24 protein-coding genes are annotated in these 25,606 nt (G+C 63.9%); 10 read left to right on the forward strand and 14 right to left on the reverse strand.

Going from position 1 to position 25,606, the window contains the following annotated elements:
- Nucleotides 1-48 precede the first annotated feature (48 nt).
- A complete protein-coding gene (gene hppD / locus ASC48_RS11845) occupies nt 49-1,161 on the reverse strand; it encodes a 4-hydroxyphenylpyruvate dioxygenase (RefSeq protein WP_055455954.1) in 1,113 nt (370 codons plus the stop codon).
- A 124-nt stretch (nt 1,162-1,285) separates the two neighbouring features.
- Here hppD and ASC48_RS11850 point away from each other — a divergent pair, with 124 nt between their 5' ends.
- The 3 genes from ASC48_RS11850 to ASC48_RS11860 all read left to right on the forward strand — a co-directional run bounded on the left by ASC48_RS11850 (nt 1,286) and on the right by ASC48_RS11860 (nt 4,276).
- A complete protein-coding gene (locus ASC48_RS11850; protein WP_244270051.1) occupies nt 1,286-1,765 on the forward strand; it encodes an Lrp/AsnC family transcriptional regulator in 480 nt (159 codons plus the stop codon).
- 65 nt (nt 1,766-1,830) lie between these two features.
- Nucleotides 1,831-2,568 (forward strand): tellurite resistance TerB family protein, encoded by a 738-nt coding sequence (locus ASC48_RS11855; RefSeq protein ID WP_055455955.1) that lies wholly within the window; start codon nt 1,831-1,833, stop codon nt 2,566-2,568.
- A 79-nt stretch (nt 2,569-2,647) separates the two neighbouring features.
- Nucleotides 2,648-4,276 carry a GMC family oxidoreductase gene (locus tag ASC48_RS11860; protein ID WP_055455956.1) on the forward strand — a complete coding sequence of 543 codons (1,629 nt, stop codon included), beginning with the start codon at nt 2,648-2,650 and terminating at the stop codon, nt 4,274-4,276.
- A gap of 16 nt (nt 4,277-4,292) precedes the next feature.
- Here the strand turns inward: ASC48_RS11860 and ASC48_RS11865 are convergent, their stop codons facing one another.
- Nucleotides 4,293-5,399: a citrate synthase gene (locus tag ASC48_RS11865; RefSeq protein ID WP_055455957.1), complete on the reverse strand. Its 1,107-nt coding sequence runs from the start codon at nt 5,397-5,399 to the stop codon at nt 4,293-4,295.
- Nucleotides 5,400-5,482: 83 nt separating this feature from the next.
- Between ASC48_RS11865 and ASC48_RS11870 the strand changes: the two genes are divergently transcribed.
- Entirely contained in the window at nt 5,483-6,691 is a 1,209-nt protein-coding gene (locus ASC48_RS11870; RefSeq protein WP_055456049.1) for a citrate/2-methylcitrate synthase, read from the forward strand.
- A gap of 156 nt (nt 6,692-6,847) precedes the next feature.
- On the opposite strand, the gene ASC48_RS11875 is transcribed toward ASC48_RS11870, so the two are convergent.
- The 5 genes from ASC48_RS11875 to ASC48_RS11895 form a co-directional block, all read right to left on the reverse strand.
- The gene (locus ASC48_RS11875) at nt 6,848-7,129 is read right to left on the reverse strand and encodes an SCP2 sterol-binding domain-containing protein (protein ID WP_055455958.1); all 282 of its coding nucleotides are present in this window, start codon (nt 7,127-7,129) and stop codon (nt 6,848-6,850) included.
- Nucleotides 7,130-7,287: 158 nt separating this feature from the next.
- Complete coding sequence (locus ASC48_RS11880; protein WP_055455959.1) at nt 7,288-9,501, reverse strand: heavy metal translocating P-type ATPase; 2,214 nt, start codon at nt 9,499-9,501, stop codon at nt 7,288-7,290.
- Between the two features lie 5 nt (nt 9,502-9,506).
- Entirely contained in the window at nt 9,507-9,746 is a 240-nt protein-coding gene (locus ASC48_RS20110; RefSeq protein WP_055455960.1) for a heavy-metal-associated domain-containing protein, read from the reverse strand.
- A 385-nt stretch (nt 9,747-10,131) separates the two neighbouring features.
- The gene (locus tag ASC48_RS11890; protein WP_055455961.1) at nt 10,132-11,715 is read right to left on the reverse strand and encodes an ABC transporter substrate-binding protein; all 1,584 of its coding nucleotides are present in this window, start codon (nt 11,713-11,715) and stop codon (nt 10,132-10,134) included.
- 235 nt (nt 11,716-11,950) lie between these two features.
- The gene (locus tag ASC48_RS11895) at nt 11,951-13,648 is read right to left on the reverse strand and encodes an adenylate/guanylate cyclase domain-containing protein (protein ID WP_208975690.1); all 1,698 of its coding nucleotides are present in this window, start codon (nt 13,646-13,648) and stop codon (nt 11,951-11,953) included.
- 199 nt (nt 13,649-13,847) lie between these two features.
- Here ASC48_RS11895 and ASC48_RS11900 point away from each other — a divergent pair, with 199 nt between their 5' ends.
- Nucleotides 13,848-14,207 (forward strand): ArsC family reductase, encoded by a 360-nt coding sequence (locus ASC48_RS11900; protein WP_055455963.1) that lies wholly within the window; start codon nt 13,848-13,850, stop codon nt 14,205-14,207.
- A gap of 44 nt (nt 14,208-14,251) precedes the next feature.
- Here ASC48_RS11900 and ASC48_RS11905 read toward each other — a convergent pair whose 3' ends face one another.
- From ASC48_RS11905 to ASC48_RS11925, 5 genes are all read right to left on the reverse strand, one after another.
- Nucleotides 14,252-14,668, reverse strand: a complete 417-nt coding sequence (locus tag ASC48_RS11905) for a YcbK family protein (protein WP_055455964.1) — start codon at nt 14,666-14,668, stop codon at nt 14,252-14,254.
- A gap of 185 nt (nt 14,669-14,853) precedes the next feature.
- Nucleotides 14,854-15,603, reverse strand: coding sequence for an FKBP-type peptidyl-prolyl cis-trans isomerase (locus ASC48_RS11910; RefSeq protein ID WP_055455965.1), 750 nt, complete (start codon nt 15,601-15,603; stop codon nt 14,854-14,856).
- A gap of 119 nt (nt 15,604-15,722) precedes the next feature.
- Nucleotides 15,723-16,067 carry a pilus assembly protein PilZ gene (locus ASC48_RS11915; RefSeq protein WP_055455966.1) on the reverse strand — a complete coding sequence of 115 codons (345 nt, stop codon included), beginning with the start codon at nt 16,065-16,067 and terminating at the stop codon, nt 15,723-15,725.
- 90 nt (nt 16,068-16,157) lie between these two features.
- Nucleotides 16,158-17,123, reverse strand: coding sequence for a 2-hydroxyacid dehydrogenase (locus tag ASC48_RS11920; RefSeq protein ID WP_055455967.1), 966 nt, complete (start codon nt 17,121-17,123; stop codon nt 16,158-16,160).
- 63 nt (nt 17,124-17,186) lie between these two features.
- The gene (locus ASC48_RS11925; RefSeq protein ID WP_055455968.1) at nt 17,187-17,996 is read right to left on the reverse strand and encodes a creatininase family protein; all 810 of its coding nucleotides are present in this window, start codon (nt 17,994-17,996) and stop codon (nt 17,187-17,189) included.
- A 249-nt stretch (nt 17,997-18,245) separates the two neighbouring features.
- Between ASC48_RS11925 and ASC48_RS11930 the strand changes: the two genes are divergently transcribed.
- Together ASC48_RS11930 and ASC48_RS11935 are read left to right on the forward strand one after the other, a co-directional pair.
- Nucleotides 18,246-19,181 carry a putative metalloprotease CJM1_0395 family protein gene (locus tag ASC48_RS11930; protein ID WP_082440110.1) on the forward strand — a complete coding sequence of 312 codons (936 nt, stop codon included), beginning with the start codon at nt 18,246-18,248 and terminating at the stop codon, nt 19,179-19,181.
- A gap of 105 nt (nt 19,182-19,286) precedes the next feature.
- A complete protein-coding gene (locus ASC48_RS11935) occupies nt 19,287-20,435 on the forward strand; it encodes an MFS transporter (protein WP_055455970.1) in 1,149 nt (382 codons plus the stop codon).
- Between the two features lie 12 nt (nt 20,436-20,447).
- Here the strand turns inward: ASC48_RS11935 and ASC48_RS11940 are convergent, their stop codons facing one another.
- Nucleotides 20,448-21,791 (reverse strand): 8-oxoguanine deaminase, encoded by a 1,344-nt coding sequence (locus tag ASC48_RS11940; RefSeq protein ID WP_055455971.1) that lies wholly within the window; start codon nt 21,789-21,791, stop codon nt 20,448-20,450.
- Nucleotides 21,792-22,048: 257 nt separating this feature from the next.
- Nucleotides 22,049-22,438, reverse strand: a complete 390-nt coding sequence (locus ASC48_RS11945; RefSeq protein ID WP_055455972.1) for a RidA family protein — start codon at nt 22,436-22,438, stop codon at nt 22,049-22,051.
- Between the two features lie 337 nt (nt 22,439-22,775).
- Between ASC48_RS11945 and ASC48_RS11950 the strand changes: the two genes are divergently transcribed.
- From ASC48_RS11950 to ASC48_RS11960, 3 genes are all read left to right on the forward strand, one after another.
- Complete coding sequence (locus ASC48_RS11950; RefSeq protein ID WP_055455973.1) at nt 22,776-23,780, forward strand: ABC transporter substrate-binding protein; 1,005 nt, start codon at nt 22,776-22,778, stop codon at nt 23,778-23,780.
- A 122-nt stretch (nt 23,781-23,902) separates the two neighbouring features.
- On the forward strand, nt 23,903-24,739 hold the full coding sequence (locus ASC48_RS11955) for an ABC transporter ATP-binding protein (protein WP_055455974.1): 837 nt from the start codon (nt 23,903-23,905) through the stop codon (nt 24,737-24,739).
- Nucleotides 24,736-25,605, forward strand: coding sequence for an ABC transporter permease (locus ASC48_RS11960; RefSeq protein ID WP_141658934.1), 870 nt, complete (start codon nt 24,736-24,738; stop codon nt 25,603-25,605). Before ASC48_RS11955 ends, ASC48_RS11960 begins: the two co-directional genes overlap by 4 nt.
- The last annotated feature ends 1 nt before the right edge of the window (nt 25,606 follow it).

Raw genomic sequence — 25,606 nt, forward strand, 5'->3', positions numbered from 1 at the left:
GTTGCGCAGGCCCCGCCACTTTCCGGCAGCGGGGCTCTTGGAGTCAAGTTACTCCGCGGCATCCACCTTGATGACGCCGCGGCGGATCTGGTCTTCCTCGATGGATTCAAACAGGGCGCGGAAATTGCCCTCGCCGAAGCCTTCATCGCCCTTGCGCTGGATGAATTCGAAGAAGATCGGGCCGATGACGGTCTTGGAGAAGATCTGCAAGAGAATCTTCGTCATGCCGCCGTTCACAACGCCTTCGCCGTCGATGAGGATGCCGTGCTTCTTCATCCGTTCCAGCGGCTCGTCATGGCCGTTCACGCGGGCCTTGGACATTTCGTAATAGGTGTCCGGCGGGCCGGGCATGAATTTCAGGCCGTTGTCCGCCAGACGGTCAGTGGCGCTGTAGATGTCATCCGTGCCCACGGCGATGTGCTGGATGCCTTCGCCCTTGTACTTGCGCAGATATTCCTCGATCTGGCTGGTGTCGTCCTTGGACTCGTTCAGCGGAATGCGGATCTTGCCGCAGGGCGAGGTGATGGCGCGGCTGACAAGGCCGGTGATGCGGCCGTCGATGTCGAAATAGTGGATCTGCCGGAAGCCGAAGAGGTTGCGGTAGAAGTCCCACCACTTGTCCATGTTGCCCCGGTAGACGTTATGGGTCAGGTGGTCGAGGTAATAGAAGCCGACGCCCTGCGGCTTCGGATCAACCGGTCCGAGCCACTCGAACTCCGCCGAATAGGCCGAGCCCTTTTCGCCATACTGATCGATGAAATAGAGCAGCGAGCCGCCGATGCCGATGATGGCGGGCACATCCAGCGTCTTGCCGTCCCCTTCATAGGGCGTTGCGCCCATCTTCACCGCATGGTCAAATGCCTTTTGTGCATCCACCACGCGCCAGGCCATGGCCGGTGCGCACGGGCCGTGTGCCTCGACGAAACGCATGCCATAGGAGCCGGGCTCGGCGTTGAGGATGTAGTTCACGTCGCCCTGCCGGTAGACGGTGATGTTTTTCGTCCTGTGCTTGGCAACGGGGCTATAGCCCATGCGGCGGAACAGGGCGTCCAGTTTCTCAGGCTCCGGATGGGCAAATTCCACGAACTCGAAGCCGTCGGTGCCTGCCGGGTTTTCTGCCGTAATGGTGGCGGGCGGTGCGTCGTGCGGGAAGGGTCCCATGCTGTCCTCCTCTTGATGGTGAGACAAGCTTGCGCTCTGGTGCGCGCAATGTGTGTGCAAAGGACGTAAAATCCCGTAAGATTGTGCAAGTTCTGTGCGTCTTAATGGGTTTTGGTGCATCATCATGCAGGTTGACAGCTTTGATCTGCGGCTTCTGTCCGCGCTTCAGGAAAATGCCGCCCTCACCAACCAGCAGCTGGGGGAGCGGATCGGGCTCTCTGCCAGCCAGATTTCCCGCCGCCGGCAGGCGCTGGAAGCAGAGGGCATCATCCGCCGCTACCGGGCGGATCTGGCAACCGAGCGGCTGGGCTTTTCGGTGATGGCCTTTGTCGGTGTCACCCTTGGGGCGCACAGCCGGGAGAATGCCCGCCGGTTCCGCGCCATGGTGCAGGCCATGCCCGAGGTGCAGGAGGCGCATACGCTGACGGGTGATGTGGATTACATGCTCAAGATCGTGGTGCCGGATCTGAAGGCGCTGAGCCGGGTGATCAATGACGACCTGCTGCCGCATGAGGCGGTGCAGAATGTGCGCTCCTCCATCGCCATGGAAACCCTGAAGGATGACAATCTTCTGCCTCTGGACAGTGTTCCCGCCGGGCGCTGACTTGCAGTGGGGCAGCCAAGCCACCATCTGAGGCTGACGCAAGGTTTGCCAAGGAGCTTCCAGACATGTTCGATGCGAAATCCCTTCTCGATCAGGTGATGGGTGCGGCCTCCCGCTCCGGTCTTGCACAAGGCGGCAAGACGGGCGGCGCCGGTGACCTGATGTCCCGCGGCAAGGATTTCCTGTCGTCGAACGCAGGCGGGCTGGCTGCTGGCGGGCTCGCCGGACTTCTGCTCGGCAGCAAGTCCGCGCGCAAGATCGGCGGCAAGGCGGTCACCTATGGCGGCCTCGCGCTGGTCGCTGGCCTCGCCTACAAGGCCTACCGCGATTATCAGGCCGGCCAGCAGAATGGCGGCCAGTCCCCCGGCCCGCAGCAGCGCGCCCCGCTCGAACTCGAAGCTCCGCGCGGCACGGCTTTTGACCCTGAGCGCGCCCCCGGTGGAAGCCAGATCGTGGCGCGGACCCTGCTCAGCGCCATGATCGCCGCTGCCAAGGCGGATGGCCATATCGACGCGGAAGAACAGCGCCGCATCTTCGGCAAGATGGACGAGGCCGGGCTTGATTCCGAATCCAAGGCTTTCCTGATGGACGAGCTGCGCGCCCCGCTCGATCTCGACAAGATCGTCAACAGCGCCACGTCGCCGGAAACCGCCGCCGAGATCTACGCCGCCTCGCGGCTTGCCATTGATCCCGATCACGCGGCGGAAAAAGCCTATCTCCAGATGCTCGCCGCCCGGCTGAACCTCGATCCGGCGCTGGTGGACGAGATCGAGATGGCCGTGCGCGAACAGGAAATGGCGTAATCCCATGCCCGCCCTTTGACGGTCTTGACCGGACCGCGCCTGCGTGTCTCCACTTGTGCCAAAGAACACGGGTGGAAACATGCAGGATCTGGGCGAGTGGGATTATGTGATCGTCGGCGCAGGCTCAGCGGGCTGCGTGCTGGCGAACCGGTTGTCGCAGGACCCGGACATCCGGGTGCTGCTTCTGGAAGCGGGCGGGCGTGACAGCTATCACTGGATCCATATCCCCGTCGGCTATCTCTATTGCATGGGCAATCCGCGCACGGACTGGTGTTTCCGCACGGCGGCGGAACCGGGGCTGAACGGGCGCGCACTCAACTATCCGCGCGGCAAGGTGCTGGGCGGCTGTTCGTCGATCAATGGCATGATCTACATGCGCGGCCAGGCCCGCGATTATGACGGCTGGCGCCAGCTTGGCCTCACCGGCTGGGGCTGGGAGGATGTGCTGCCGCATTTCCGCGCCTGCGAGGACCACTACCAGTGGAATGATGACCTCCACGGGCAGGGCGGCGGGCTCAGGGTGGAGCAGCAGCGCCTGTCCTGGGACGTGCTGGACAGTTTCCGTGAAGCCTGCGCCGAAACGGGCATTCCCAAGGTGGATGACTTCAACCGGGGAGACAATTTCGGCTCATCCTATTTTCAGGTGAACCAGAAGCATGGCATCCGCTGGAATACGGCCAAGGGCTTCCTGCGCCCGGCGCTGAAGCGGCCCAATCTGCGGGTGGTGACGCAGGCGGAGGTGACCAGCGTTCTTCTGGATGGCCGGCGCGCTACTGGCGTTGCGCTGACGGTGAAGGGTCAGCCTGCCACCGCACGGGTGCGCGGCGAGGTGATCCTTGCCGCCGGGGCCGTGAAGTCACCGCATATTCTGGAGCTGTCGGGCATCGGCAATCCGGATGTTCTGGACCGCATCGGTGTCACTGTCCGGCATAGTTTGCCGGAGGTGGGGGAGAACCTCCAGGATCATTTGCAGCTGCGCACCATCTTCAAGGTGCATGGGGCAAAGACGTTGAACCAGATGGCGGGCAACCTCTTCGGCAAGGCACGCATCGCGCTGGAATATGCGCTGAACCGCTCTGGCCCCATGTCCATGGCGCCCAGCCAGCTTGGTGTCTTTGCCAAGTCTGATCCCTCCTTCGAAACGGCCAACATCGAATATCACGTGCAGCCGCTGTCGCTCGACAAGTTCGGCGAGCCGTTGCATCCCTTCCCGGCGATCACCGCCAGTGTCTGCAATCTACGGCCCGAGAGCCGGGGCCATGTGCATGCGCTGACGGGCCATGCGAAGGACCAGCCGGAGATCCGCCCCAATTATCTCTCCGCTGCGGCTGACCGGCAGGTGGCGGCGGACAGCATCCGCCTGACCCGGCGGATCATGGAAGCCCCGGCCATGGCCCGCTACCGGCCGGAGGAATATCTGCCCGGCCCCTCGCTGCAGAGCGATGAGGAACTGGCGCGGGCAGCCGGCGATATCGGCACCACCATCTTCCATCCCACCAGCACCTGCCGCATGGGTGCGGATGAGGCCAGCGTCGTGGATGGGCGGCTGCGGGTGCGGGGCATTGGAGGCCTGCGTGTCGTGGATGCTTCCGTCATGCCGCTGATCACCTCCGGCAACACCAACGCCCCCACGGTGATGATCGCGGACAAGGGCGCGGCGATGATCCGGGAGGACCGGCGTCAGGGCGCAGCGGCGGCCGCGGCCTGATCTGCATCCGGGGAGGTTATGCGGCGACCGGCCCCACATAGCGCGAGGCGGGGCGGATGAGGCGGCCGGTGGCGCGCTGCTCGGTCACATGGCCGCACCAGCCGATGGCCCGGCCCATGGCAAACAGGGGCGTGAACAGGCTGCGGTCCATACCCGCCGCTTCCAGCATCACGGCGGTGTAATACTCCACATTGGTCTGCAGGGGCCGGTCCGGCTTGTGCCGGGCCAGTGCGGCAAGGGCCGCCTGTTCCACCGCTTGTGCGAGAACCAGCCGTCCGGCGTTGGAGGGCAGTTCCGCAAGACCTGCCTTCAGCACATCGGCGCGCGGGTCGCGGGTGCGGTAGATCCTGTGGCCGAAGCCCATCAGCCGCTTGCCGTCCTTCAGTGTCCGCTCGATCCAGCGTTCCGCCCGGTCCGAGGTGCCGATGGCATCAAGCATGTCCAGCACCGGTCCCGGCGCGCCGCCATGCAGCGGGCCCTTGAGGGCTCCCATGGCGCCGATGACGGCAGAAGCCATGTCCGCGCCCGTCGAGGCAATGACACGGGCGGTGAAGGTGGAGGCGTTGAAGCCGTGATCGAGAATGGTGACGAGATAGCGGTCGACCGCTGCCGCCGCCCGGGCATCCGGCGCCTTGCGCGTCAGCATGCGCAGCATGTCTTCCGAGCTGCGCAGGCTAAGGTCGGGCATCACCGGGGCGAGGCCCTGGCTGATCCGCCAGCCTGCGGCCAGAAATACCGGCAGACTGCCGCACAGCACCACGGGATCCTCATTTGCCCCTTCGCTGGCCAGCGCCGAAAGCCCCAGCCGCATCAGCTCATAGGTGCCCAGTTTCGGTGAAGCAGCCTGCAGGACGGGCAGGGCGCGGGCCGCTGTGGCGCGGGCCTCGGCAAAGCGGGCCGTCAGCTCTGCGCCGCGCGGCACGCGCAGGATATCGGCCCAGAAGAAGCTGGCCGCCTCCTCATAGGTGAGATGCCCGGCCAGCTCCTCAATGGGCTTGCCGCGCAGCACCAGCCGTCCGCCTTCGCCGTCCACTTCACTGAGGATCGTGGCGGCAGCGGTGATGCCATCGAGGCCTTCGGCCTGTGCGCCGGTGAAAACCGGGTTGGGGTAAGCGAGCGTCATGGAAAAACTCCCTCCTTTGCCATCTGAACGGCATGAAAGGAGGAATGCTTGATGTGGTCAATATTGATAGATACAATCAATATATGAGCCAGCCGCTTTATCTCTCCGCCCGCGAGGCCGTCGCTGAACTCGGCATCCAGCCGGCCACCCTCTATGCGTATGTCAGCCGGGGCCTGATCCGCTCCGTACCGGGACCGGGCAAGCAGAAGCGCTATGATGCCAGCGACATCCGCAAGCTCCTGGTGCAGCGCGACAGGCCCGAGCCGCAGGGCGGGGCAAGGCCGCTGTCCGGGGATCCGGTGCTGGAAACCCGGCTCACCCACATTGGCGAGGATGGGCCATGGTACCGGGGGCACAGGGCGACCGATCTTGCCAGGAGCCTGACGCTGGAAGCCACTGCCGCTCTGCTGTGGGACTGCGAGGAGGATCCCTTCGCCGGGCCGGTCAGCATGCAGCTGCCGCTCTTTCCGGACGGGATGGGGGCAATGGAGCGGCTGATGACGGCGCTGGCCGCCTGGCCCGTGTCCGACCCTGCCGCCTATACCCGCTCGCCGCAATTGCTGCTGCGCAAGGGGGCCGCTTTCGTGCGGGTTGCGGCGGCTGCGCTGCTTGGGCGGGCGGAGGTGTCGAGCCTGCCGGTGCATGAGCAACTGGCGGAGTGCTGGCTGGTGCCCGGCCGCTCCGGTGCCGGGGGAGTTTCAGCCGCAGACGGAGCGGATCTGATCCGGGCCGCGCTTGTGCTCTCCGCCGATCATGAACTCAACACAAGTGCCTTCACCGTGCGCTGCGCCGCCTCCACCCGTGCGCCCCTGCATGCGGCGCTGATTGCGGGCGCAGGCGCCTTCACCGGTCCCCGGCATGGGGCGGCGTCCGACCGGGTGGGGCTGTGGTTAGATCAGATCCATTCAGCAGCGGATGCAGAAGCAGTGCTGCACGAGCGGCTGATGCTGGGAGAGCCGCTGCATGGGTTCGGCCATCCGGTCTATCGCGGCAAGGATCCGCGCGGAGACATGCTGATGGATATGCTGAAGGCGAAGAAGGGTGGCGGTCCCGCGGCGGAACTGGCAGTCATCGTCATCGATCTGGCGCGCGATCTGTTCGGCCTTGAGCCGAACATCGATTTCGCCTTTGCCGTTCTACGCCGCGCCCTCGGTCTGCCGCCACAGGCGGGCAAGACCATCTTCTGCGCCGGGCGCATGGTGGGCTGGATAGCCCATGCCCTGGAGCAATACGCCACTCCCGAGCAGATCCGCCCCCGCGCCATCTACACCGGCGAACGCCCGCGCAAATGATACCAAGGCGTTGAGGTGCTGACGCACCACGCCTTGAAAATGCTCAAGCGCCACAAGGGCTTAACTAATGATCAATGAGTCAAGCTTATCGAGCATTGGTATGAGAGCGGCCCCGCCCATGGACGGAGCCGCATCATGCCGTTTCAGGATCTGGCATCAGACGATGCTGCCGAGCTTCATGGCCACGGCCATGTTGCCCTCGACCTTGATCTTGCCGGTCATAAAGGCCGTCGTCGGGTTCAACTCGCCGGCCAGAAGATCGGCGAGGTTGTCCGACGAGATCTTGATGGTGCAGTCGGCGTCCTTGTCCTCGTTGGTGACGGTCGAGCCGTCGAGGAAGATGACGCCGTCGCTGCCGCAATCAAATTTTACGGTGTCGTCGATGCCGCCGCCAGCCACTTTTGCACGTACGGCTTCGGTCAGTTCCTGCAGGCTCATTCGTTCCATCTCCCGTGGCGCAGGGCAAATCTTCACCCTGCCGTTAAAGTCATGAGGCTTCAATTCCTCTGCACTGACCCAAGCATACCGTTTACGTAATCGTCAAGTGGGCAATCGGCCAGCAGAAACGACTATGCCATGGCAAGGTTGCAAAAAGCTCAAGGCTTCCAGCGCTTCAGCAGGCCCGCGTTGGTGACAACGGAAACCGAGCTGAGCGCCATCGCTGCCCCGGCAATGGCGGGGGACAGCATGCCAAAGGCCGCCAGCGGAATGCCGATGACATTGTAGGCGAAGGCCCAGAACAGGTTCTGCCGGATCTTCCCCAGCGTTGCCTTTGAAACACGCACAGCCGCCGCCACCATCAGCGGATCCGGGCGCATCAGCGTGATGCCGGCAGCCTCCATGGCCACATCAACACCGGAGCCCATGGCAATGCCGATGTCGGCGGCAGCAAGCGCTGGTGCATCATTCAGCCCGTCTCCCACCATGCCGACGGCGCCGCCAGCCTCCGCACGCAGAGCCTCGATTGCCTTGGCCTTGCCATCCGGGCGCACGCCTGCGCGCACCTCGTCAAGACCGGTTTCAGCGGCCACCTTGCGGGCAACGGTCTCGCTGTCGCCGGTGATCATCACGGTGCGGATGCCCATGTCCTTCAGCGCCTGAATAGCTTGAACGGAGGTGTCGCGCAGTGTGTCCGAGAAGGCGATGACGCCAACCGCCCGGCCATCGAGTGCGGCAAGAACGGCTGTCTTGCCTTCCCCTTCCAGTGACTTGCGGATGGAGTCTGCGGTAATGCTTTCCACTTTCAGCCGGTCCATCAGGGTCCTGTTGCCGATCACCAGCGAATGCCCGCCCAGCATGGCGGCGATGCCTTCGCCAGGCACTGCCTCGAACTCGTCCGGTGCGGTCAGCGGCAGGCCCTTGGCTCTGGCTGCTTCCACCATGGCGCGGGCCAGCGGATGTTCGCTGGCGAGCTGCGCAGAGGCCGCGGCGGCCAGCAGGCCGTCATTGTCCCGGTCAAAGGCGATCACATCGGTCACGGCGGGGGCGCCGCGCGTCAGGGTGCCGGTCTTGTCGAAGGCGATGAGCTTCAGCCGGTGTGCCACTTCCAGCGCCTCGATATCGCGGATGAGAATGCCTGCCCGCGCCGCAGCGCCTGTTCCGGCAACAAGCGCGGTGGGCGTGGCAAGGCCCAGGGCGCAGGGGCAGGCGATGACAAGGACTGCGACGCTGGCGCCAATGGCCGCATCAAGGCTGCCGCCCCAGATCATCCATCCGGCAAAGGTGAGAAGGGCGAAGACGATGATCACCGGCACGAAAACTGCCGACACCTTGTCGACGAGCTTCTGCACCGGCGCCTTGCGCCCTTGCGCTGTCTCGACCAGCTTGATGATGCGGGCAAGGACCGTCTCCTCGCCAAGCGCCATCACTTCAACGGTCAGCGCGCCAGAGCCGTTGATGGTGCCTGCAGTGACGTGATCGCCGGCAGAACGGGTCACGGGCAGGCTTTCGCCGGTGATCAGCGTTTCGTCCAGCTCGCTCTTGCCCTTCTCGATCTGGCCGTCCACCGGCACTCTCTCACCGGGGCGCACCAGCACCCGGTCGCCCAGGCGGATCTCGGTGATGGGAACGGTGGTGACCGTATCGCCGTCAATCTTGTTGGCGGTTTCCGGCCGCAGCGCCATCAGTGCCCGCACGGCGGCAGAAGTGGCGCGCCGGGCGCGGTTTTCCAGCAGCTTGCCGAGCAGGACCAGCGTCAGGATCACCATGGACGCTTCGAAATAAAGATGCTCCACGCCAGAGGGATCCGGCACGAAGACCCGGTAAAGACTGTAGCCATAGGCGGCAGACGTGCCGAGGGCGACCAGCACATCCATGTTGGCACCGCCCGAAAGCACGGCCTTGAAGGCGCCCCGGTAGAAGCGGGCGCCCAGCAGGATCTGCACCGGGGTTGCCAGCAGCAGCTGCACCAGCCCGGGGATCATCCAGTGGATGCCGGAAGGCATCAGCGCCATGGAAATGACCAGCGGCAGGGAAAGGGCAGCGCCCATCACGAACAGCAGGAAGGCCTTGCGGTCTTCCGCCCGCGCGGCGGCCTCTGCCTTCTCGCGTTCTGCCCGGGCCTTGGCGGCTTCATCCTCATGCAGGCGGGCCGAAAAACCGGCCTTTTCCACGGCGGCAATCAGGTCCGGCACGGGAATGTCCCGTACCAGCGCTAGCCGGGCATTTTCCATGGCCAGGTTCACATTGGCTTCCGCCACCCCGTCGACGGCGGACAGGGAACGCTGCAGGCGCGCGGCACAGCTGCCGCAGGTCATGCCGGAGATGTCGAGCGTCAGTTCGCGGGCGCTCGAAGAGCTTGCAGATCGCATGCCGGTTACTCCTCCCGCAGCCGGGCAGGGAAACCGGCATTTTCCAGCACGGCAACCAGTTCCGGCACGGGCACATTCTTTGTGACCGTTACGGCCGCGCTCTTTGCGGCGAGATCGACGCTCGCCGCCGAGACGCCATCGACGCTGGTCAGGAGCCGCTGCACGCTCGCGGCACAGCCGCCGCAGGTCATACCCGAAACGTCGAGCATCAGCTGGCGGGGGCTGGAAAGGTCTGCGGATGTCATGGCTGCCTGGTCCTTATGCCTGCCGGGCCATCGCTGTTGCGGGGCCGGTGTCTTGAATCGCGGGATCTTGCCCAAAATAGGGCTTCCAGCTGCTGGAAGGTCAAGAGTTGTTGCGGTGCGGCATATTTCGGCAGATTGCGAGCCTTCTTGCTCAAAATTTCCTCAATCTCTCTCTTCTTTTTATTGTGCAATGCGGTAACATCATCTTGTGGAATTTGAGTGGGTCCGGCGTATTTGAGGGCCAGATTTTAGTCCAAGTCATTGAACGGGCGTTAAGTGTTGGGGGGAGGCCATGTGCTTCCCCCTTTTTTCGCGCTGCCGCCGCCTGGCCAAAGCCAGTCCGCAATCAGTCCGCAATCAGGCCGGACAAAGTGCCGCAGGCCGGTTATTTCTGCCGGATGAAGCGGAACAGGAACTGGTCATCGGCCCGCTGCTCCACACGGAACCGGTTTGAGACACCCCAGGCCAGCTTCTGCTGATGCAGCGGGATATAGGCCACATCCCCGTTGAGCAGGGTGTAGATCTGAGCGGTGATGTCCGCACGCCTGTCCTTGTCTCCCTCGCCGGCAAGCTGGCGGATCAGGGCGTCTGCCTGCTCGTTGCAGTAGCCGCCGATGTTGAAAGCGCCTTCGCCCGTGGCCGTATTCCGGCACATGGCAACGGCCTGCAGCAGGCTGAGGCTGTCGAAGTCGGCCGGAGTCCAGCCGAACAGATAGAAGGAAGTGTCATAGCCGCCAGTGGGCAGGATTCGCCCGAAGTATTTCGCCTTCGGCTGGATGTCCGCGCGGGTCCTGATGCCAACCTTCGAGAGCATGGCTGCGACAGCCTCACAGATGCTGGCGTCGTTGACATAGCGGTCATTCGGGCAGTCGAGCGTCAGGGCAAAGCCGTCCGGATAGCCTGCCTCTGCCAGCAGGCGCCGGGAGGCTTCCGGGTCGTAGGGCAGGCGCGAAAATTCGCCTGCGCGGGCAAACAGCGCCGGGCTGACGATAAGGGCGGCAGGTTCGGCTGTGCCGCGCATGATCTTGCTGGTGATGGCGCCAGTGTCGATCGCCTGATAGACGGCCTTGCGCACGCGCACATCCTTGAACGGGTTACTGCCCTTCACGTCGGAGTAAAGCAACTCGTCACGGCTTTGATCGAGGCCCAGAAACAGCGTGCGCAGTTCCGGTCCGCTGAGCACCTGGGCGGACGGGCTCTGGTCCACCCGCGAGATATCCTGCACCGGCACCGGATAGATCATGTCCAGTTCGCCGGAGAGAAGCGCGGCAACGCGGGTGGGGCCGGATGTGACGGCGGAAAACTCCACCCGGTCCGGCAGGCCGTCCGTGGCATCCCACCAGTCCGGGTTCTTGCCGTAGACGGTTTTCAGGCCTGGCTCATGGCTGATGATCCGGTAGGGGCCGGTGCCGTTGGCCTTGAGGGCAGCAACGCCCGGCGCCGCACTGGACGCCGAGGTGACCGGAACGGCGCCGTTTGCCTCCGTCCATTCCTTGTCCATGATGTACCAGGTTTCCCATTCGGCGGGCAGCGCCGGGGCCGGGGACGTCAGATGGAAGTCGACGGTATGGCTGTCAACGGCCACCACTTCCGTGCCTGCGGGCAGCCGTGTGCCCACGTCAGACCCTTGCGACCGGACGCGTGTGGCGGAGAAAACCACGTCATCTGCCGTCAGCGTGCCGCCGTCGTGAAAGCGCACGTCCTTGCGCAGGTGAAAGCGCCAGTGGACCGGGCTCAGCATCTCCCAGCGTTCGGCGAGCGCGGGCTCCAGCTCCAGCTTCGCGTTCCGCCGCACCAGCCCTTCATAGACATTGCCGAGAGCGGAGAGGGAGAAGGTCTCGTTGAGGGAATAGGGATCAAGGCTGTTCAGCCCGCCCTGATAGGCATAGCGGAATGTGACCGGTTCCGCATGAAGAAGAGTTGCAGAGATGGCTAACAAGCCGCCTGCGAGAAACTGTCTGAAGATCATGGGTGCCCCGCCCGTGTCCTGTTTTGCCCGCCTGCCCCAAGCCTCCGGGCCGCAGATGGCCGAGCGGGTGAACTGGGGCTGGCGGCATGTTTGCCGCTCAGCCCATCATCGCAATGGAAGGGGCATGCCGTCCAGAGCTAGAAATTTGTATTTTCTCGCTTTTCCTGTCCGGAAAGCGGCATTTGACGCATCGGCAGTTTCAAGGCGGGAGGCGCCGGCATCGAAAGGCCCGGGATCAGGCAGCCTTGTTGCCGGCGATGGCTCTCTGCAGCAGTGCCAGGTTCTCCACGCAGGCGACCTCAAGTGGTTCTTTCCGCCCGCGGATCGGCACCTGGTGGAAGGGTCGCAGCGGTTCCAGCCAAAGGCCCGAGGCGTCCAGAATGTCACGCGAGACGGCGCAGGTGGCGTTGTGCTCCTTGGCAACGCCTTCCAGCCGGCTGGCGACATTGACCACATCGCCAAGGGCTGTCAGGTCCGAGGCAACGCCGTTGCGCCCGTCAAGGCCGATGCGGCCAAGGATGGCAGGGCCGCCATGCAGGCCGACGGCAATCCGCAAGGGACCACTGAGCTGCGATGCAAGATCCCGGTTCACATGCTTGAGTTCGGCCGACAGGCTGACAATGGCCTGCAGCGCATCCCGTGAGCCCTGCTCAAGGGTGCTTTCAATGCCGAACAGGGCCATGATGCCGTCGCCCATCACCTTGTCGATCATGCCATTGTGGCTGCGGATGACGCGCACAACGCTGTCGACATAGCGGTTGAGGATGAAGACGACATCGAAGGGAAGTCTGCCTTCGCTCAAGGCCGTGAAGCCGCGCAGATCGACGAACATCACCGCCACCGGCTGTTCCGTGCCCCAGCGGTAGCGGTCCTGCAGGCCTTCGCGGGGAATGGCCGTGCCGCCATGGAGCAGGGGGCGGACGACCAGATCCGTCTCCGGCCGGATCTGGCAGGCGAGGCGTACATTCTTGCCCGCGTGTATGCGCTCGAGCACATGCGCCTCCGTCTCCCCGGGTGCATGCAGCTCCGCATTGCCGGAGACGATGAGCGTGCGGCAGGTGGAACAGCGGGCGCGGCCGCCGCAGACTGACATGACGGGCACACCGCGCATGCGGCTGATCTCGAGCAGGGTTGGACCGGGTCTGGCACGGACGGTCTTTTCACCCAGATAGTGCACGGTGAAAGCCTTGCGCCCGGCCGGCGCCAGCTGGCGGACCAGCGAGATGACCAGAACCAGCAGCAGAAGCGAAAAGAACGCCGCACGGCTGATATCGGTATAGACCTGCAGCTGGGCGGTCTGTTCCGCCGTGACCTTGAGCTGGTACTGGCCTTCCAGAACCAGCCGTCTTGCGCCATTGATCCAGCCCGTCAGCGACAGAACCGGGACAGCTGCGGCCAGCGTCAGCAGTATGCCGCTCCAGCGTGGATACCAGGGCTTAAGCCGCAGCCAGAAGTGAATGCCGACACAGCCATGCAGCCACACGAGCATGAGCAGAAGGCTCTGCGTGACGCCGGAACCGGGCCAGAGCACCGACAGTTCATGCTGATAATCCATATGGGCGTGATAGACCTCGGCTGCGCCGCGGGTCATGTAGATGTGCCGGATCAGCAGATAGGGAATGGACAGGCCCAGCAGGATCTGGATTGCCTCCCAGACGGGCATCCGGAATGTGCGCCGCGCTGCGATGCGCCACAGGGCAAGCCCCACATGCACGGCCAATGCGCCGTAAAGAGCCACTGTTCCGGGCCATGACCACCAGACGATGAGGCGCAGTTCCTGGCCCTTCTGCATCCAGTCCAGCGATATGTTGCCGAGGGCATGGTTGAGAAAATGGGTGCTGGCAAAGACAAAGAGGATCAGCCCGGAATAAAGCCGCAGCTGCTGCTGAAGCGGGCCGTTGCCGGGCGGCGTGCGCATCTGCCGTGGTGCCATGGAACTGTCTCTTGAAACAGGGATTTGAGTAAATACACGTAAGCGGACGCAGTTTGAGCCTGCGCTGGAAACATGCAAGCGGAATGATGCAAATTGCGGAATGCAGCAGCTGTTGAAGCTGGTCACCCGCATGGGCGCCACAGCCTGATAAATCTGCTATGAGGCCGTCAATGTCCATCAACGTGAAGTGAGGCTTCGTATGATCGTCTATGGAATCAAGAACTGCGACACGGTGAAGAAAGCCCGCGCCTTTCTGGATGGGGCCGGTGTGGCCTACACCTTCCATGACTACAAGAAGGACGGCGTGGACGCAGAAAAGCTGACGCAGTTTGTCGAGGCCTTCGGCTGGGAGCAGGTTCTGAACCGCCGCGGCACCACCTGGCGCAAGCTGCCGGATGAGGTGCAGGATGCCGTGAAGGACAATGCCAGCGCCATCGCCCTGATGCTGGAGCACCCTTCAGCGATCAAGCGTCCGATTGCCGAAGCCAGGGGCCGCACCCTGCTTGGCTATGATCCGGTGGCCTGGGAAATGGCGCTGGAAATGGGCGAGCTGGGCTGACACGGACGAGGGCTGGGCAGGTCCCAGCCTGCTTACCGGCCTGCCTACCATGTCCTGCGGGGGCCGTTGTCGATGTGGTAGAAGCCGCTGGAGTAGCGCTTGTAGCCGCCGACCTCCGGTTGGGCCTTCAGGAAGGCCAGAACCTCTTGCGGATTGCCGTTGACGCGGAAATCCACGGCGCGGCAATTGAGATGGTAGGAGTTGCCGGCGCCGCCCTTCCACCAGTTCTCCAGCCACCAGCGCTTGGTGGAGATCACCGTCACCCGTCCGAAACGGTCGGACAGGCGGTTGAGGACGCGCTTGAGATCGCGCGGAACGCACCATTTGGTGTCGTTGTAGATGACCTTGTCCGAGGACGGGGTCATCCAGCCCAGTCCGGTGATGCCTGACACCGTGCCGCACCCACTCAAGGACAGAGCGGCGGCAAGAAGGATGGCATGTGTGGACAGTCGGCGGGTCATGAATTCGGCCTTGCTGGGTCAGTGTCCCCTTGCCCCAAGACTCGGCCCCGAAAGTTAAAATTGTCATGAAAAACAAGGTTAACGGTTCATGTAGATGCTGCCGGCTGCATGCGTGCCTGGTGCTTTGCCCATGCAAAAGGCCCGGAGCCTGAGGCTGCCGGGCCTTGTGTGCAACATCTGTCCGCTTAGGGCAGCTTCGGCTCTTCCACCTCGCCGCCCGTGGCGATCCAGCTCATGATGCCGTCCTGCACATTGGCCACCCTGGTCAGGCCTGCCTGTTCGGAAAGATACTTGGCCAGCATGCCGCTGCGGTTGCCAGTGCGGCAGAGCAGGATGACTTCATCGTCCGGCGAATCGATGATCTTCTCCAGTTCCGGCCCGAAATCCGGGTTCACCTGACCGGCGGCGTCGAAGAAGGTGACAAGGTGCGAGCCGGGGATGATGCCGGTTTCGCGCCACTCGTCGGGGGTGCGGATGTCGATCACCGGAATGCCTGCGGCAATGCGGGCCTTCAGGGCGCCATTGTCCAGATTGGTAAAGCTCTTGGCCTTCACGTCCAGAAGTTCGATCTCGAAGCGCAGGGTGGCGTTGGGCGGAATGACGCCGCCGGCGCCGCGCGGGCCATAGGCCAGTTCCGGGGGAATGACCAATTCGCGCTTGCCGCCCACTTTCATGCCGACGACGCCCTGCTCCCAGCCCGGGATCACGCGGCGTTCGCCCAGCGTGAAGCTGAAGGGCGTGCCACGGTCGACGCTGCTGTCGAACTTGGTACCGTCCATCAGCCAGCCGGTGTAATGCACGAAGACCGTGTTGCCCACATCGGCCTCGGCTCCGGTGCCGATCTGAATATCCTTGATCTGCATTTCCTCAGCCTGAGTCTGTGCCGTCAGGGCAAGCATCAGCGAAAAGACTGCCGCCACAAGTGGCTTCAACATGACTGCCTCACGACTAACGCCGGGTCACGATGAACCGGCTCTTGGCCTGAACTGTTCAGACCCCGCCGCTCAAGTCAAGGGCGGGGCGCCTTCTGTGTCCGGCGCAAAGGCCTGCTGCCTCAGTCGTTCAAAGCGTAGTAGCGCCGCGTCAAAGCCCGCTGGCGGGTCAAGGAAAACAGCGCAGCTTTGGCGGGCGGGACATCATACTGGATGCCGGCATTGCAGCCCGACCGCCAGCGCAGGCTTGCCACCGCCACGGTGTTTTCCAGTTCGTCAAAGAGGACGATTTCCTCCGGCAGATCCACTTCGGCAGGCAGTTTCAGCCGGGCTCCTGCCGGTGACATGTCGCTGATCAGGCAGTCGCACAGGAACGTGTCGCTGCTGTCGGCAACCCGGCCCGCCCTGAGACGTGTTCTCTGACGCTTGTGCCGGCGCGGTTCCGCCGGTTTGCTGAGCTGACGCAAGGGCTCATCTCCTCATGGCTCTTCTTCCCAGATGCAGGAGCGGCCTTGCGTCAGCCTTGCAGGCCGGGCTGGCCGCACCGTGCTGGCCGTTCAGGTCCGGGGAAACGGCGTTTCGGCAACCGGGGTCAACGGTTTTCCGGTGCTGAACCAGCTCTTGAGATTGTCGACCACAAGCTGTCCCATGGCATCGCGTGTGGCGACGGAGGCCGAGCCCACATGCGGCAGAAGCACAGCGTTCGGCAGGTCCAGCAGGTCCTGCGGCACATGCGGCTCTTGCTCGAACACGTCCAGACCGGCCGCCATGATGGTGCCCTTCTTCAGTGCCTCGATCAGAGCCGTCTCATTGACCACCGAGCCGCGGCCGATGTTGATGAGAACGCCGTCCGGCCCCAGCACCTCCAGAACGCGCTCGCCCACCATGTGCTGGGTTTCCGGACCGCCGGGGGCGACGATCATCAGCGTGTCCACGGCTTCGGCCAGTGACACAAGGCTGGGATGGTATGTGTAGTCCACGCCCGCCTGCTGGGTGCGGCCGTGGTAATGAACGTTCATGCCGAAGGCCTCGGCGCGGGTGGCAATGGCCTTGCCGATGCGGCCAAGGCCGAAGATGCCAAGGGTGCGGCCGCGCAGGGTGCCCGGCGTCAGGCGGTAGGCGCCTTTCTTCACCCAGTTGCCATCCCGTAGCCAGCGCTCGGCGGCTGACAATTCGCGGATGGTCATGATCATCAGGCCGATGGCCGTGTCGGCGACTTCCTCGCTCAGCACGTCCGGGGTGTTGGTGACGATGATGCCGCGCGTGCCGCAGTGGCGAGCGTCCACCTTGTCATAGCCGACGCCGAAGTTGGAGATGATCTCCAGATTCGGGAAGCGGTCGATGAAGGGCTGGTCCACGTTGAAGAAGCTGACGGCAATGCCCCGGATGATGGCTTCGCGCTCCTTCAGGAAGGCTTCCGCGTCTTCGGCTTCATAGAGTTTGTGCAGGGTGAAATGCGGCTCGAGGCCGTCGATGATCATGTCCCGGAGCGGGGAGGGGATGAGAATGTCGGGTTTGCTCATGGCGTTTCCTTGGGCGTTTCCTTGGACGCTTTCCGTTGTTCTGCAGTTTGGGCCGTCAGACGCTCATGCGCCAGCAGACCAGAGGCGGGAGAGATCGAAGGCGTGAATGTCCTTCAGCAGCTCCACGAAGCCTGCTGCGGCATGATCCAGCGAGGCCTTGCCCTTTTCCGCCGTGGCGCGGGCGGCATTGCCGACGGCGCCTGCCGGGTTGAGATCCTGCGCCTTCCAGCCGAACTGCTGCTGGCCATGGCCGCGCAGATATTTGAACTCCTTGATGAAGTCCTGCTGGGTGGAGGGGAAGTCGATGGCCTTGTCCATGCGCACCAGGCCGGGCTGCAGGTGCAGCATGATCGAGGTTTCGATGTCGCCGCCGTGGATGCCATAGGTGAATTCATCCGCCGGGAACACGCCCTCCGGCTGGCCGAAGCGCGACCAGGCGGTGGCGGTCACCAGCATCTCGTGGCTGATGCGCAGCTCACGTGCCACGATGTCGATGATGGGCACATTGCCGCCGTGGGAATTGATCAGCACCAGCTTGCGGATGCCGGCACGGGCGACGCTTTCGCCAATGTCGATCCAGGCGCGGGTCAGCGTGTCCCAGGAAATCGTCAGCGTGCCGGGTGAGGAAATATGCTCGTTCGACTTGCCGATCTGCTGCACGGGCAGGAAGGTGACCGGCAGGTCCTCGGGCAGAAGCTCCAGCGTGCGGGCGATCTGGCCCTCGGCAATCGCCGTGTCGGTCCATACCGGCAGATGCGGGCCATGCTGCTCGATAGCCGCCACCGGCAGGACGGCTATCCAGTTGCGTGTGTCGGAGCCGGAAAATTCGGCCGTGGTCATCTCATGCCAGAAACGGCGCGGCAGGGCGGACATGTTGTGAAACCTTCTGAAGGAACGATCAGGACTGGATGGGCAGACTAGCCGGGCTGAAGCCCGCCGTCATGCCCCTTGTTGCGCCACGCGCAGGCTTGCCGGCACTCCGCCTCACGCACATCTGATCAAATGACTTAACGTCCGTTAAGAAACCGGCAATCGGGGCGCGGTACCTTTTGCGGTATGGTGAGTGTGCTCGCAGGACTTTCCGCCGGCATTGGCTCCCGTGCCGGTCCGGTGTCTGCTGCCATGCGGGACGCTGCCCCTCAAGGTGAACGCGAGGGGCGGGACGATGCTGCACGCCGGAGTGTGGCCAGTACACAGGCCACGGCCGCACTTTCGGGCGCCGCCCCGACGCTCCGCGCTGATGCGGTTCAGTTTCTTCAAGGATTGAACGAGGACGGCAGCAGCCTGCGCGATGTCCGCCGCAGCCGCAGCGCAGATGGTGAAGAACCGCAGGCCCAATCTGCAACAGGCGCTCGCAGCGGATCTGCCGGCGAAGAGGATACAGTTTCTGCCGGGGCGCAGCAGCGTGACGGGAGCGCCAGCGCTCAAGCTCCCCCTCCTGCCGGTGGTTCGCCCGCCGCGGAGGAGGGGGAAGGCACCGGCAGCGGCGGCACGGCCGGAGCGTCCGAGCTGACCGAGGAACAGGACAAGCAGGTCAAGGAGCTTCAGGCCCGCGACCGGGAAGTCCGGGCGCATGAGCAGGCCCATGCCCGGGTGGGCGGCGCCTATGCCGGTGCGCCCAGCTACACCTTCCAGCAGGGGCCGGACAAGAAGCGCTATGCCGTTGGCGGTGAGGTGCAGATCGACACGTCGAAGGAGCGCACGCCGGAAGCAACCGCCCGCAAGATGCAGATCGTCATCCGTGCTGCCCTGGCCCCCGCCGAGCCCTCCTCGCAGGACCTGCGTGTTGCCCAGCAGGCCCGTGCCAGCCTGCAGGAGGCCCAGGCCGAGATGCGGGCGCGGGCTGCCGAAGAATTGCGCGGCGGGGATGAGGCCGAAGGATCCGGCGATGCCGCGCCGGCGGATGAACGGCGCCCTGCCGGATCAGAAGCCCGTGAGGCGCCGCGTGAGGAAGACAGCCGCCGCGCCGACCGGGCTTCGGCCCGCACGGCCTATGAACAGGCCCGTTCCCTCTTTGGCGGTGGCGGCTCCAGTGCTCCGCCGGGGCTTGTGGCCTGAGCCGCGTCACCATATCTTCACTTGCAAGCGTCTGCCCGGTTGCCTAGTTAGCGGGCACCTCTATGCCGCTCCATTGCTGGCGGCTCCCATTCAGGATCAGTTCCGATGTCTGCTATCCGCCGTGCGCGCCATGCTGTTGGCGTGGTTTTTTTCGTCATTGGCACCATGATCGGTGTGTGGGCTTCGCGTATCCCGGATATCAAGATCATCCTTGGCGTTGACGAGAGCGGCTTCGGCATGTTGCTGCTGGTGATGGCCTCGGGCGCCTTCATTTCCCTGCCGGTAACGGGCCGCATGGTCGATGTGTGGGGTGGCGCCCGCATGGCGAAGGTGGCTGTCGCCGTCACACTGGCCCTGTTCGCCAGTCTTGCCTTCGGCACCTCCGTTGTGGTGATTGCGCCCCTTGCGTTCCTCTTCGGATTCTCGATGGGCTGCCTCGACGTTTCGATGAATGCCTGGGGCATCGAGGTGGAACAGGCGCTGGGCCGCCCGGTCATGTCCTCCTATCACGGGCTTTACAGCCTCGGTGCAGGCGTTGGTGCCGGTGTGGGGGCGGTTGCCCTCAAGCTGGATCTGACGGTGCCGCAGCATTTTCTGGGCTGGAGCGTGCTGCTGCTGGCCGTGGTCCTGTGGGTCCACCGCACGCCATGGGTATCCGAGCGGGCGGCAAAGGGCAGTGAAAAGGCGCCCCTCTTCGCCATTCCGCGTGGCGCGCTGTTCTTTGCCGGCATCATGGCGCTGGTGGCGGCGCTGGCCGAAGGCGCCATCACCGACTGGGCCGCGCTCTATCAGATCCAGGAACTGGGCTTTGACAGTTCGACGGCTGCGGTCGGCTTTGCCGTGTTTTCCGTGGCCATGGTGGTGATGCGCCTGTCCGGTGATCTGCTGATCGCCCGCTTCGGCCCGGTGCCGGTGGCGCGGATCAGCGGGCTTGCGGCGGTGAGTGGCGCTGCGCTTCTGGTCATGGGGGGGGCTGTCTGGGTGATCTGGACCGCATGCCTGATCATGGGTCTCGGCAATGCGGTGATCTTTCCGCTCGCCATGTCGCGCGCTGCGGCAGAGCCCGGCACCTCCAAGGGCGCGGCGCTGGCCTCCGTCGCCACGCTCGGCTATGGCGCCTTTCTCTTCGGCCCGCCCGTGCTGGGCTTCATCGGCCACGCCCTGTCGCTGCGCACATCCTTCCTTGTGGTGGCCCTGCTGGCCCTGCTGATCCCGCTTCTGGCTGGAACGCTGAAGGTCAACCGCGAGGCGTGACCTTCAGCGTTTTCAAAGGCTTTCCAGAAACCGCTTTGCCGCTTCGCCGTGCTCGTGGCGCAGGCGGGCGGTGTCGACGCCGTGGGGCTGGCCGTCCGTCACTTGCCATGCGCCGCCCACCATCACCCGGTCGGCCGCATGGGCGCCGCAGAGGATGAGGGCGGCCAGCGGATCGCCCGCGCCGGAAAAGCGCAGCTCATCCAGCGTGTAGAAGGCAAGATCCGCCATCAGCCCCACCTTGATGGCGCCGATGTCATCGCGGCCAAGGCAGCGGGCAGAGCCTTCCGTTGCCCAGCGGAACACGTCGTGATGGGTTACCGAGGCCGCATCATAGGTGAGGCGGTTGATCATCAGCGCGTGGCGCAGGCCTTCCATCAGGTTGGAGTTGTCGTTGGAGGCCGAGCCATCGACGCCAAGGCCAACGGGTGATCCGGCCGCTTCCAGCTCCTTCGTGCGGCACTGGCCGGAGGCCAGCACCATGTTGGAGGTGGGGCAATGGCACACGCCGGCGCGGGCATGGCCGAGGCGCTTCACCTCGTCATCGGTGAAATGGATGCCATGGGCCAGCCACACCCGGTCCGTCAGCCAGCCGCAGTCCTCCAGATAATCCACAGGGCGGCAGCTGAATTTCTCGACGCAATAGCTGTTCTCGTCGTGGGTCTCGCCCAGATGGGTGTGGAGACGGCAGCCGAAACGCTCGGCGAGCGCCGCGCTTTCGCGCATCAGCTCCCGCGTCACCGAGAAGGGCGAGCAGGGCGACAGCGCCACCTGCAGCATCGAGCCCTTCGAGCGGTCGTGGAACTTTGACAGCACCCGCTCGCAGTCGGCGAGGATCTCGTCCTGATCCTGCACCACGCTGTCCGGAGGCAGGCCGCCGTCCTTCTGGCTGAGGTTCATGGAGCCGCGTGTGATGGTCATACGCATGCCGAGGCGTGCGGCCTCTTCGGCCTGTATGTCCATCGCCGCCTCAAGGCCTGCGGGATAGACATAATGGTGGTCGGAGGCGGTGGTGCAGCCGGACATCAGGAGCTCTGTCAGCGCCAGCCGGGTGCCAAGGCGGAAGGTTTCCGGCGTCACATTGCGCGCCCAGATGGGGTAAAGCGCCTGCAGCCAGGGAAAAAGTTCCTTGTTGATCGCCTGCGGATGGGCGCGGGTCAGCGTCTGGTAGAAATGGTGATGGGTGTTGATGAGGCCGGGAATGACCACGTGCCGTGAGGCATCAAAGGTGGCCTGAACCGGCAGCATGGGCTCGCGCCCCCGGCACACCAGTTCCACGATAATGCCGTCTTCCACGACGATGCCCCGTTCCGCCCCTTCGGCGAGGATGGCAACCGGGTCCTTGATCCACAAACGCATGTCCGGTCTGGTCCTTCTGAAGCTGGACCTGCGGGCTTGGATGGCAGGCACTTGCCTGCCCGAGTTCCGCACAGGATTTCACCGGGGAGGCATCCTGCCTGCAGGCCTTTGGTGTTACAGGCAGGCATGAATGCGCGCGCGGGTTTCTGGCACAGCTTCAAGGCTTCTGTCGAGGCTGTCACTCCAGACTGGGCTGCCGTCTCTCTGCCATGTTCAACAAAAATTATTTTTGTTGAACATGGTGTCTCCGCCGCAGCTCAGTCCGCCTTTGCAGCGATCACTTCCACTTCCACCACAAACTCCTCGCGGGTGAAGCCGCCGACGATCATCAGGGTGGAGGCCGGGGGAGGCGTGGCGGTGAATTCGTCACGGGTCTTCATGTAGCCGGCCATGTGCTCGCGCCCTGTGACGAAGGCATTGATGCGCACGATGTCGGCAAGGCTCATGCCGGCGGCTGCGAGGATTTCGCGGATGTTTCCGAAGCAAAGCCGCGTCTGCGCCTCCACGCCGGGCGGGATCACGTCATCCGGGCCGATGCCGAGCTGGCCGGAGGTGAAGAGCAGTCTGTGGCCGGCGGACACCTCAATGCCGTGGCTGTAGCGGGCAAAGGGCGGGCGGATGGTGGCGGGTGTGACGGGATTTGACATGAGGCTTTGGGCAGTCCTGCTGGAAAGTCGGCGCATTTGTGCAAGCCAGAGTGCAGCCGGTTTTGCAGTTGCGCAAGGGTTGTGCATGCTGAACCGGGTGGCAAATGCCTGCTGTTTGTGCAAGCTTACGCCTGTCGGGCCAGGGGCCGGCGGGGGCGGGGCTGCCTGTGCGGCAGGCGAATGACGGGAAACCGCCGCCGGGAGCGCCGGTCAAGGCGTTGAAGCGGCTGGCATGGGGTTTGCACCATCAGTTCAGCGTGATTGCCTGAACCGCTCCAAGGGCCTGAGGAGGCACAGCGGCAGAGCTTTAAAAAGCAATACGGAGGCGGAAGACAACATGCGCTTTTTGACTTCTCTTGGCGGGGCTGCGGCCCTTGGCCTCGTGCTGTCCAGTCAGGCTTTTGCTCTGGATGAGATCAAGTTTGCGACCAACTGGCTGGCTCAGGCCGAACATGGCGGCTTCTATCAGGCTGTTGCCGATGGCACCTATGAAAAATACGGCCTGAAGGTCGAGATCGTGCAGGGCGGGCCGCAGGCGGCGAACCGGGCGCTGATGCTGGCGGGCAAGGTCGAGTTCTACATGGCCGGCAACATGCTTCAGCCGCTCAATGCGCTGGCAGAGGACATTCCGGTTCTGGAAGTTGCGGCCATCTTCCAGAAGGACCCTCAGGTTCTCATTGCCCACCCGGATACCGGGCTGGAAAAATTCGATGATCTGGCGAAGCTGCCCACCATATTCATGGGTACGGATGGCTTTGCCTCATACTTCCAGTGGATGAAGTCGGCCTATCCGGGCTTCAGGGACGAGCAGTACAAACCCTATGCCTTCAACCCCGGCCCGTTCCTTGCCGACAAGCAGTCGGCACAGCAGGGGTATATCACGTCCGAGCCCTATGCCATCGAGACGGAAGGTGGCTTCAAGCCGAAGCTGTTCCTGCTGGCTGATGCGGGCTTTGAGACCTATTCCACCCTCATCGAGGGCCGGAAGGATTACGTCGAAGCCAACAAGGATCTGACTCAGCGTTTTGTCGATGCCACCATCGAGGGCTGGTACAATTATCTCTACGGCGACAATGCAGCCGCCAATGAGCTGATCAAGAAAGACAACCCGGAGATGACCGACGGCCAGATCGCCTTCTCCATCGAGGCCATGAAGTCCTTCGGCCTCGTGGAATCGGGCGAGGCGCTGGAAAAGGGCATCGGCTGCATGACGGACGCCAAGCAGCAGGCCTTCTATGACAGCATGGTCAAGGCCGGTGTGGTGAAGGACGGGATCGACATCAAGTTGATCTACACCACGGAATTCGTCTGCAAGGGCGTGGGCATGAACCTGAAGAAGTGACAAGCTGCTCCGGCGGGCGGCATTCGCGTGCCGCCTGCTGTCAGCCGCCGCTCATGTGGTGCAGCCAATGCATCCGTGAGCCGGCGTCCTGTTGTCCGTCTGTCAGGGAGCCTGTGTCAGGCATGTCCGAACTGTTTCATTCTGCCGCTTTGGCCGCAGCCGCGCCCCATGCTGCCTCTTCCCGTCCGCTGGTCCGTCTCAACCGCATTTCCAAGGTCTTTTCCAGCGGCACCGTGGCGCTGAATGACATGACGCTGGACGTGGGGCAGGGGGAGTTCATCAGTCTTCTGGGACCCTCCGGCTGCGGCAAGTCCACGGCGCTGCGCATCATTGCAGGCCTTGGCGACACGTCTTCCGGCACGCTGGAATGGCCGGCATCGGATCATGATGCACTCGGCAAGGCGCACCCGGAAATCAGCTTCGTCTTCCAGGAACCGACGCTGATGCCCTGGGCGACCGTCTTTGCCAATGTCTGGCTGCCGCTGCGGCTCAAGGGTATTTCGAAGGAGGCCGCGCGCGAGCGGGTGAGCGAAGCGCTGGAGATGGTCGGGCTTGGCCAGTTTCACGAGGCTTTCCCGCGTGAACTCTCCGGCGGCATGAAGATGCGCGTCTCCATTGCCCGCGCGCTGGTGACGCGGCCCAAGCTGCTGCTGATGGACGAGCCTTTCGCAGCGCTTGATGAAATCACCCGCTTCAAGCTGAACAATGATCTCCTGCGGCTGTGGGAGCGGTTCGGCTGGACGGTCATCTTCGTCACACACTCCGTCTATGAGAGTGTCTATCTGTCGAACCGCATTGTCGTCATGGCGGCCCGGCCGGGCCGGGTGGTGAGTGATCTGGCGGTGGATGCGCCCTATCCGAGGGATGAGGAGTTCCGCACGTCATCCGTCTACAACGACTACTGCCGCCAGACCTCGGCAGCCCTGCACGCGGCCATGGATGTGAGGGACCATCTATGACAGTGGTTGAAAAAGAGACCGCGGCGCCCGTTGCATCTGCGCAGACTGCGGCGCTTTCGCCCGTCTCCGGCGGGCCGGATCTGACGGGGCGGCTGCTGCGCATTGGCATTCCGGTGCTGATGCTGGGGCTGCTGGTGCTGGCCTGGGCCTGGTATGTCAGCGCCTACAACGTGCCGCATTACATCCTGCCCAGCCCCGCCCGGGTGGCGCAGTCGCTCTACACTGACTGGGGCACCCTGTCCGGTGCGCTCTGGGTTACGGTGAAGATCACCCTCACCGCCCTGCTGCTGGCGCTGCTGGGCGGCGTGGGGCTGGCCGTGCTGATGACGCAGTCGCGCTGGATCGAGCTGGCGATCTACCCTTACGCGGTGATTCTGCAGGTGACGCCGATCGTTGCGATCGCGCCGCTCATCCTCATCTATGCGCCGACCACGCAGACCGCGCTGCTGATCTGCGCCTTCATCGTCGCCTTTTTTCCGGTGCTGTCCAACACGACGCAGGGGCTGAAGTCGACGGATCATAATCTCCTGAACCTGTTCGAGCTTTATGGCGCGAGCCGCTGGCAGACGCTGCTTTATCTGAAGCTTCCGGCGGCCTTGCCCTACTTTCTCGCAGGCCTTCGCATTGCGGGCGGGCTGGCGCTGATTGCCGCCGTGGTGGCCGAGTTTGCCGCAGGCTCCGCCGGGGCGCAGTCCGGCCTTGCCTACCGCCTGCTGGAGAGTCAGTTCCGGCTCAACATTCCGCGGCTTTTTGCGGCCTTGATCCTCCTGTCCCTGACGGGTGTAACGATCTTCGCGGCGACCAGCCTTGTTTCGCATCTGTTGCTGCGGCGCTGGCACGAAAGCGCCATCCGCAGGGAGAACTGAC

Source organism: Pannonibacter indicus (assembly GCF_001418225.1).
GTDB classification, from domain to species: Bacteria; Pseudomonadota; Alphaproteobacteria; order Rhizobiales; family Stappiaceae; genus Pannonibacter; species Pannonibacter indicus.

Coding starts and splice junctions, on each gene's coding strand:
- hppD (WP_055455954.1), bottom strand. CDS start 1,161: ATGGGACCCTTCCCGCACGACGCACCGCCCGCCACCATTACGGCAGAA.
- ASC48_RS11850 (WP_244270051.1), top strand. CDS start 1,286: ATGCAGGTTGACAGCTTTGATCTGCGGCTTCTGTCCGCGCTTCAGGAA.
- ASC48_RS11855 (WP_055455955.1), top strand. CDS start 1,831: ATGTTCGATGCGAAATCCCTTCTCGATCAGGTGATGGGTGCGGCCTCC.
- ASC48_RS11860 (WP_055455956.1), top strand. CDS start 2,648: ATGCAGGATCTGGGCGAGTGGGATTATGTGATCGTCGGCGCAGGCTCA.
- ASC48_RS11865 (WP_055455957.1), bottom strand. CDS start 5,399: ATGACGCTCGCTTACCCCAACCCGGTTTTCACCGGCGCACAGGCCGAA.
- ASC48_RS11870 (WP_055456049.1), top strand. CDS start 5,483: ATGAGCCAGCCGCTTTATCTCTCCGCCCGCGAGGCCGTCGCTGAACTC.
- ASC48_RS11875 (WP_055455958.1), bottom strand. CDS start 7,129: ATGAGCCTGCAGGAACTGACCGAAGCCGTACGTGCAAAAGTGGCTGGC.
- ASC48_RS11880 (WP_055455959.1), bottom strand. CDS start 9,501: ATGCGATCTGCAAGCTCTTCGAGCGCCCGCGAACTGACGCTCGACATC.
- ASC48_RS20110 (WP_055455960.1), bottom strand. CDS start 9,746: ATGACATCCGCAGACCTTTCCAGCCCCCGCCAGCTGATGCTCGACGTT.
- ASC48_RS11890 (WP_055455961.1), bottom strand. CDS start 11,715: ATGATCTTCAGACAGTTTCTCGCAGGCGGCTTGTTAGCCATCTCTGCA.
- ASC48_RS11895 (WP_208975690.1), bottom strand. CDS start 13,648: ATGGCACCACGGCAGATGCGCACGCCGCCCGGCAACGGCCCGCTTCAG.
- ASC48_RS11900 (WP_055455963.1), top strand. CDS start 13,848: ATGATCGTCTATGGAATCAAGAACTGCGACACGGTGAAGAAAGCCCGC.
- ASC48_RS11905 (WP_055455964.1), bottom strand. CDS start 14,668: ATGACCCGCCGACTGTCCACACATGCCATCCTTCTTGCCGCCGCTCTG.
- ASC48_RS11910 (WP_055455965.1), bottom strand. CDS start 15,603: ATGTTGAAGCCACTTGTGGCGGCAGTCTTTTCGCTGATGCTTGCCCTG.
- ASC48_RS11920 (WP_055455967.1), bottom strand. CDS start 17,123: ATGAGCAAACCCGACATTCTCATCCCCTCCCCGCTCCGGGACATGATC.
- ASC48_RS11925 (WP_055455968.1), bottom strand. CDS start 17,996: ATGTCCGCCCTGCCGCGCCGTTTCTGGCATGAGATGACCACGGCCGAA.
- ASC48_RS11930 (WP_082440110.1), top strand. CDS start 18,246: ATGCGGGACGCTGCCCCTCAAGGTGAACGCGAGGGGCGGGACGATGCT.
- ASC48_RS11935 (WP_055455970.1), top strand. CDS start 19,287: ATGTCTGCTATCCGCCGTGCGCGCCATGCTGTTGGCGTGGTTTTTTTC.
- ASC48_RS11940 (WP_055455971.1), bottom strand. CDS start 21,791: ATGCGTTTGTGGATCAAGGACCCGGTTGCCATCCTCGCCGAAGGGGCG.
- ASC48_RS11945 (WP_055455972.1), bottom strand. CDS start 22,438: ATGTCAAATCCCGTCACACCCGCCACCATCCGCCCGCCCTTTGCCCGC.
- ASC48_RS11950 (WP_055455973.1), top strand. CDS start 22,776: ATGCGCTTTTTGACTTCTCTTGGCGGGGCTGCGGCCCTTGGCCTCGTG.
- ASC48_RS11955 (WP_055455974.1), top strand. CDS start 23,903: ATGTCCGAACTGTTTCATTCTGCCGCTTTGGCCGCAGCCGCGCCCCAT.
- ASC48_RS11960 (WP_141658934.1), top strand. CDS start 24,736: ATGACAGTGGTTGAAAAAGAGACCGCGGCGCCCGTTGCATCTGCGCAG.